1 protein-coding gene is annotated in these 6,833 nt (G+C 73.3%); it reads right to left on the bottom strand.

Features of this window, described 5'->3' with window-relative positions; translation table 11 throughout:
• Nucleotides 1–30: 30 nt before the first annotated feature.
• On the bottom strand, nucleotides 31–6,615 hold the full coding sequence (locus E4U91_RS39300; protein WP_241678773.1) for a type I polyketide synthase: 6,585 nt from the start codon (nucleotides 6,613–6,615) through the stop codon (nucleotides 31–33).
• Between the last annotated feature and the right edge of the window lie 218 nt (nucleotides 6,616–6,833).

The following is a 6,833-nucleotide window of genomic DNA, read 5'->3' as shown; positions in this document are numbered from 1 at the left end:
ACTTCTTCTCGGGCGTGGGTGGAGCGTCTGTCATTCCACGTCGTCCTGGGTCATCCGGATCAGTGCCGCGACGTCCATCTCGTCGATCGACACGGCGTCGCCGTCCGCGTCGTCGGACCGGGTGTCGGCGGGTTCGCCGTTGGCCAGGTCGAGCAGTGCGTCGAGCAGCCCGGACTGGCGCAGGCGGCCGATCGGGATGGTGACGAGCAGGTCGCGGATCTCCTCTTCCTCCGAGCGCCGTCCGGTGTCGGCCGGTGCCGAGTCGGGCAGGGCGGCGGGGATCAGGTAGCGGGCCACCGCGAGCGGGTTCGGGTGGTCGAAGACGAGGGTGGTCGGCAGCCGCAAGCCGGTGGCCGACGTGAGCCGGTTGCGCAGCTCGACCGCGGCGAGCGAGTCGAAGCCCAGCTCCTTGAAGGCGCGGTCGGGGTCGACGGCCTCGGCCGAGGCGTGCCCGAGCACGGAGGCCACCTGGGCGCGTACCAGGTCCAGGGTCACGCCCTCCCACTCCGAGGGTTCGACGGCGGCCAGCCGGTCGGCGAGGGAGCCGCCGACGGTCTCCGTGCGCCGTGCCGGTGCCCGGACGAGTCCTCGCAGCAGCGCGGGCAGCCGGCCCGCTTGCGCCTGTGCGCGCAGCGCCGCCTGGTCGAGGCGTGCGGGGACGAGGAGGGCCTCGCCGTGCCATTGGGCGGCGTCGAAGAGCTGGAGGCCCAGCTCGTTGGGGAGTGCGGCGACGCCCATGCGTTCGAGGCGGGCGAGTCCGGCTTCGCCGAGTTCGCCGGTCATGCCGGTGGCGTCACCCCACAGGCCCCACGCCAGTGAGCCGGCGGGCAGCCCCTGGGCGCGCCGGACGGCGGCGAGTGCGTCGAGGGTGGCGTTGGCTGCCGCGTAGTTCGCCTGGCCGGGGCTGCCGATCAGTGCCGCGAGGGAGGAGAAGAGGACGAACGCCGACAGGTCCATGTCCGCGGTCAGTTCGTGCAGGTGGAGGGCGGCGTCGACCTTGGGCCGCATCACCCGCTCGACCTGTTCCGGGGTGAGTGACTCGACCACGCCGTCGTCGAGCACACCGGCCGAGTGGATCACCGCGCGCAGCGGGTGTTCCAGTTGGTCGAGCAGCCGTCCGAGTTGGTCGCGGTCGGAGACGTCACACGCCGCCGCGCGTGCCTCGGCGCCGAGTTCGGCGAGTTCGGCGAGGAGTTCGGGGACGCCGTCGGCGGCGGGCCCGCGCCGGCTGACCAGCAGCAGGTGCTTGACGCCGTACCGCCGGGCGAGGTGTTTGGCGAAGAGTGCGCCGAGGCCGCCGGTGCCTCCGGTGATCAGGACGGTGCCGTCCTGGTCCAACGGTGCGGGCACGGTCAGGACGACCTTGCCGGTGTTGCGGCCCTCGCGCAGGAACCGGAACGCCTCCGCGCCGCGGCGCACGTCCCAGGTGCGGACCGGCGCGTGCTCCAGCACCCCCTGCTCGAACAGCGACACGATCTCGGACAGCATCTCCTGGATACGGTCCGGGCCCGCCTCGACGAGGTCGTAGGACCGGTAACGCACCCCCTGGTGGTCGGCGGCGACGATGTCCGGGTCGCGCAGGTCGGCCTTGCCCATCTCGACGAACCGGCCGCCGCGCGGCAACAGGTCCAGCGACGCGTCGATGAACTCCCCGGCCAGGGCGTTCAGTACGACATCCACCCCCGCCCCGTCGGTGACGTCGAGGAACTTCTCCCGGAACGACAGGTCGCGCGACGATCCGATCCGCTCCCCGGCGACACCCAGCGCACGCACCGCGTCCCACTTCGGCTCGCTCGCCGTGGCGAGCACCTCCACGCCCCAGTGCCGGGCCAGTTGCACCGCGGCCATGCCCACGCCGCCGGCGGCCGCGTGCACCAGGAGCCGTTCACCGCGCCGCAGTCCGGCCAGGTCCACCAGGCCGTAGTAGGCGGTCAGGTAGACCACGGGCAGGGCCGCCGCCTGGACGAACGAGAAGCTGTCCGGCATCGGGACGATGGTGCGCCGGTCGGCGACGGCCACCGGTCCGAAGGCCTCCAGCACGAGGCCGAACACCCTGTCGCCGGGCGCGAGGTCGGTCACTTCGGCACCGACCTCGAGGACGACGCCGGCGGCCTCACTGCCCAGCGGCGCCTCACCGGGGTACGTCCCCAGGGCGATCAGCACGTCCCGGAAGTTCAGGCCCGCGGCCCGGATGCCGATCCGGACCTCGTGGACACCGAGCGGCCGGTCGGCGTTCGAGGGCAGGATCGCGAGGTCCTCCAGCGATCCCCGCCGCTTGCTTCCGAGGTGCCAGGCGCCGTCGACCGGGGCCGTCTCCGTCCGCGCCAGCCGGGGGACCAACAGGGTGCCGCCGCGGACCGCGATCTGCGGCTCCTCGGCACCGAGCGCGGAGAGCGCGGCCCAGTCCCGGTCACCGTGACGGTCACCGTCGCCATCGCCAGCGCCATCGACATCGACATCGGCATCGACATCGACATCGACATCGACGAGCGTGAACCGGCCCGGGTGCTCGGACTGGGCGCTGCGCACCAACCCCCAGATCGGAGCCTGCGCCAGGTCCGGCGCCTGCTCACCCACGGCGACCGCGTTACGGGTCACCACGACGAGGCGGGACTCCCGCAGCACCTCACCGGCCAGCCACCGCTGCACCAATTCCAGCGTGCTCGCGGTGGCCGCGCGGGCGGCCGACGCGACGTCGGTCGTCCGGTCCGGCTCGACACCCACCAGGACGACGTCCGGGGCGGCGGCACCTTCGGTCACCGCGCGCTCGAGGGCCGCGAGGTCCGGGTAACGCTCACCAGCCGCCGGCAACAGACCGCCCAGCACCGCCACCGACACCGCCGACGGCACGGACGAATCCACCGCCGACACGTCCGTCACCGGCACCCACTCCAGCCCGAACAACGCATTGTGCCCACCACCCTGCACCGCACCGGCCAACTGCGCCTGATCCACCGGCCGCACCGACAGCGACTCCACCGCCACCACCGGCACACCACGCCCGTCCACGACATCCACCCGCATCGCAGACCCACCGGACCGCCCGATACGCACCCGCACCCGCGACCCCGCACCACCATGGCCCAACCGCACACCCGACCACGCGAACGGCAACTCCACACCCGCACCCGCATCCCGCTCCACCAACGCCGCATGCAACACCGCGTCGAACAGAGCCGGATGCACACCGAAGCCCGCACCCGTCACCCCCTCGGCGAGCTCCACCTCCGCATACACGTCCTCACCCGCACGCCACGCCGACCGCAACCCCTGGAACACCGGCCCGTACTCATAACCCGCCGCAGCCAACCGCGGATACAACGCATCGACGCCAATGGCCTGGGCGCCGGACGGAGGCCACTGGGTGCCGAACGGGCGCGCCGGCTCCGCGTCGGTGCCGAGCCAGCCCCGCGCGTGACAGACCGCCGTCTCGGCCGTCTCCGCCGCCTCGGGTCGGGAATACACCGCGATCTCCCGGCGACCGTCCTCGTCCGGCGCACCGACCGTCACCTGCAGCTGCCGGGCGGCGTCCTCGGCGAGGACGAGCGGTGCCTGGAGCACCAGCTCCTCCACGACCGGGCACCCGACGTCGGCCCCGACGGTCAGGGCCAGTTCGACGAGGGCGGCGCCGGGCAGGAGCACGGTGCCGAGGACGGCGTGATCCTGTGTCCACGGTTGGGCGTCCTGGGACACGCGTCCGGTGAAGAGCCACTCGTCCCGGTCCCCGACCCTTACCGAGGCGGTGAGCAGGGGGTGTTCGAAGCGGGCCAGCCCGGCGGCCGCCGGGTCGCCGACCGAGCCCGGCATCATCCAGTACCGCTCGCGCTGGAAGGCGTACGTGGGCAGCGGAACGTGGCGGGCGCCGCTGTCGGCGTAGAAGCGGGCCCAGTCGACGGCCGTGCCGAGGGTGTGTGCCTCGGCCAGTGACGTGGCGAAGCGTTCGAAGCCGCCCTCCCCGCGGCGCAGCGAGCCGAGCACGGTGGCACGGTCCCCGGCGTCCAGCGCCTGGACGGCCTCCTCCACCGGAACCTTCAGCACCGGGTGCGGCGACACCTCGATGAAGCAGTTCATGCCGTTGTCGATCAGTGCGCGCACGCCCGACTCGAAACGGACCTGGCCGCGCAGGTTCTGGTACCAGTAGGACGCGTCGAGTTCGGTGGTGTCCACGAACCGGTCCCGCAGGGTGGAGTAGAACGGGATCCGGCCGGTTCGGGGCGTGATGGGTCCGAGCACGTCGAGCAGCTCGGCCTCGATCTCCTCGACCTGCGCCGAGTGCGAGGCGTAGTCCACCGACACGCGGTGGAAGCGGATCTCCGCTCGCCCGCAGTCGGCGGCCAGTTCGTCCAGGGCCTCCGGCGCACCGGAGACGACCACGGCCGCCGGGCCGTTGACCGCCGCGACCGAGACCCGGCCGCCGTACGGCTCGATGAGTTCCTCGACCCGGTCCACCGGCAGCGCCACGGACGCCATGCCGCCCTTGCCCGCGAGGTGTTCCCGGATGGCGCGGCTGCGCAGCGCGACGACCCGGGCGGCGTCGTCCAGGGACAGGGCCCCGGCCACGCAGGCGGCGGCGATCTCCCCCTGGGAGTGCCCGAGCACCGCCTCCGGCACCACGCCGTACGACTGCCACAGCGCCGCCAGTGACACCATCACGGCGAACAGCGCGGGCTGCACGACGTCGACGCGCTCCAGTGTGGGCGCGCCGGGCGTCCCGCGCAGTACGTCCTCCAGCTGCCAGTCGACGTACGCGGCAAGTGCCTTGCCGCAGGCGGCCAGTTCGGTGGCGAAGACCGGCGAGGAGTCCAGCAGGTCCACCGCCATCCGCTCCCACTGGGCGCCCTGGCCGGGGAAGACGAACACGGCCCGGTTCCCGGTGACGCGGCCTTCCAGGACGTGCGCGGCGGGTTCGGCGGCGGAGAGCGCCTTGAGTCCGGACAGCAGGGCGCCGCGGTCGGTGGCCACCACGGCCGCCCGCCGGTCCAGGTGGGCCCGCAGGGTCGACGACGACAGGCCGAGGTCGAGGACCGACAGCCCCGGCCGGGCGATCATCAACGCGCGCAGCCGGTCCGCCTGCGCCCGGAGCGCCGCGTCGCTGCGCGCGGACAGCAGCACCGGGACGGCCTGCGGGGGCGCGCCGCCGGCGTCGGGCGTCTCGGTGGACGCCTCCGCGTTGCCGAGGGGCGCGGCCGCCTGTCCGGCGGGCTGCGCCTGCTCGGCGGGCGCCTCCTCGAGGATGACGTGTGCGTTGGTGCCGCCGACGCCGAAGGAGGACACGCCCGCGCGGCGCGGCCGCTCCCCGGACGGCCAGGGCTGCGCCTCGGTCAGCAGACTGACCTCGCCGGCCGTCCAGTCGACGTTGGGCGACGGGGCGTCGACGTGGAGGGTGCGCGGCAGCGTCCCGTTGCGCAGGGCCATGATCATCTTGATCACGCCGGCCACGCCGGCGGCGGCCTGGGTGTGACCGATGTTGGACTTGACCGAGCCCAGCCGCAGCGGGCCGTTCTCACGTTCGCGCCCGTACGTCGCCAGCAGCGCCTTGGCCTCGATCGGGTCGCCGAGCGGGGTTCCGGTGCCGTGGCCCTCGACCGCGTCGACGTCCGCGGGACGGAGGCCCGCGTCCGCGAGCGCCTGCCGGATCACCCGTTCCTGCGAGGGGCCGTTGGGGGCCGTCAGGCCGTTGCTGGCGCCGTCCTGGTTGACGGCGCTGCCCCGCAGGACGGCCAGCACCTGGTGGCCGTTGCGGCGGGCGTCGGACAGCCGCTCCAGTACCAGCAGCCCGGCGCCCTCGGCCCAGCCGACGCCGTCCGCGGCGGCCGCGTACGCCTTGCAGCGGCCGTCCGGTGAGACTCCGCGCTGCCGGCTGAATTCGACGAACACGTTGGGGCGCGCCAGTACCGTCACGCCTCCGACCAGCGCGAGCGAGCACTCGCGTGCGCGCAGCGCCTGGGCGGCCAGGTGCACCGCCACGAGCGAGGACGAGCAGGCCGTGTCCACGGTGACCGCGGGGCCGGTGAAGCCGAAGGTGTAACTGACCCGCCCGGAGGCGACGCTGCCGGCCGACGCGATCGACAGGTAGCCCTCGACCTCGGGCCGCCGGTCGCTGGTTCCGGCGACGAACCCGTAGTCGGAGTACATGACCCCGCAGAACACCCCGGTGTCGCTGCCGCGCAGACGGGTGATGTCCATACCGGCGTCCTCGAACGCCTCCCAGGCCGACTCCAGCAGCAGCCGCTGCTGCGGGTCCATGACCAGGGCCTCGCGCGGGCTGATCTCGAAGAAGTCCGCGTCGAAGTCGGCGGCCGCGTCCAGGAATCCGCCGCCGCGGGTGTAGGACGTGCCGGGGTGGTCAGGGTCCGGGTGGTAGAGGTTCTCGACGTCCCAGCCGCGGTCCGCCGGGAACTCGTCCGCGGTGCCGATGCGGCCCTCCGCGACGAGCTGCCACAGCTCCTCCGGCGAGGTGACTCCGCCCGGGTAGCGGCAGCTCATCCCGACGACGGCCAGTGGCTCGTGCGCGCGGTCCTCGTACTCCTTGAGCCGTGCCCGGGTGGCGTCGAGATCGGTGGCCAGTCGCTTGACGTAGCGGACGAGCTTCTCCTGCTGCTGGACGTCGTTCACTTCAGTGCATCCCCCGTGTGTCCTGTTCGGTCCACCGTGCGTCGGGCGTCTGGCGGTGGGCATTGGGCGTCGCGGTCGGGCATGGTGCGTGGACTGTCGTGCGCCGGCGGCCGTGCGCTGTACGCCGGGACCCGCACCTCGTGCAGGGGGCGCCGGGCATCGACGGTGACGCTCGGCGCGCGCGCTGCTGCGGTTCGTGCTCGTGGGTGGTGCCAGTG

The sequence above is a fragment of the Streptomyces lasalocidi genome (assembly GCF_005280215.1).
In the GTDB taxonomy this organism is placed as follows: Bacteria; Actinomycetota; Actinomycetes; order Streptomycetales; family Streptomycetaceae; genus Streptomyces; species Streptomyces longwoodensis.
The sequence above is the reverse complement of the archived record's forward strand: the minus strand, read 5'-3'. Positions and strand labels throughout refer to the sequence as shown.